Consider the following 455-nt stretch of genomic DNA (forward strand, 5'->3'; position numbering starts at 1 on the left):
GTCCGTATCCCGCGCCAGCGCGGGCGCCGCCAGCAGTCGTTTGTGCTGGTCGTGCCCGAACGTCCTTCCCTGGCCGGTCGTGCCCTGGCCACGACGGGGCGCCTGCTGTGGCATCACCGTCTGGCACTGCTGCCGACCGGATCGGCCCTGGTGCTCTTGGTGCTGACCGGTCCTTGCCCCGTGGGCGGGTGTCCTGGTCGCCGCGGTCGGACTGCTGCCCCTGATCGCGCTCCTCATCCCGCCGCTCTACCGCCGTCTGGTCGGCGGGGACCGGGTGTGGAAGTGGGGTGCGGCGGCCGTCGCGGCTGTGGTGGGTCTGTGGTCGGGGCTCGCGATCCTCTTCGGTCCGCTGGCCGGGCCGCTTGAAGTCCTCTGGTTCCTGGGCCTGCTGGCCGCTCATGGCCTGTGGTTCGCCCTTCGCCGTATGACCTCCAAGGAGACGGGCTGATGGCTAC

General features: G+C 71.2%; 1 protein-coding gene. It reads left to right on the forward strand.

Annotated features, from left to right (window positions below; translation table 11 throughout):
• The first annotated feature begins 274 nt into the window (after window positions 1-274).
• Window positions 275-448: a hypothetical protein gene (locus STRAU_RS42695; protein ID WP_016645269.1), complete on the forward strand. Its 174-nt coding sequence runs from the start codon at window positions 275-277 to the stop codon at window positions 446-448.
• The last annotated feature ends 7 nt before the right edge of the window (window positions 449-455 follow it).

It is taken from the genome of Streptomyces aurantiacus JA 4570 (assembly GCF_000414115.1).
Taxonomy (GTDB): domain Bacteria; phylum Actinomycetota; class Actinomycetes; order Streptomycetales; family Streptomycetaceae; genus Streptomyces; species Streptomyces aurantiacus_A.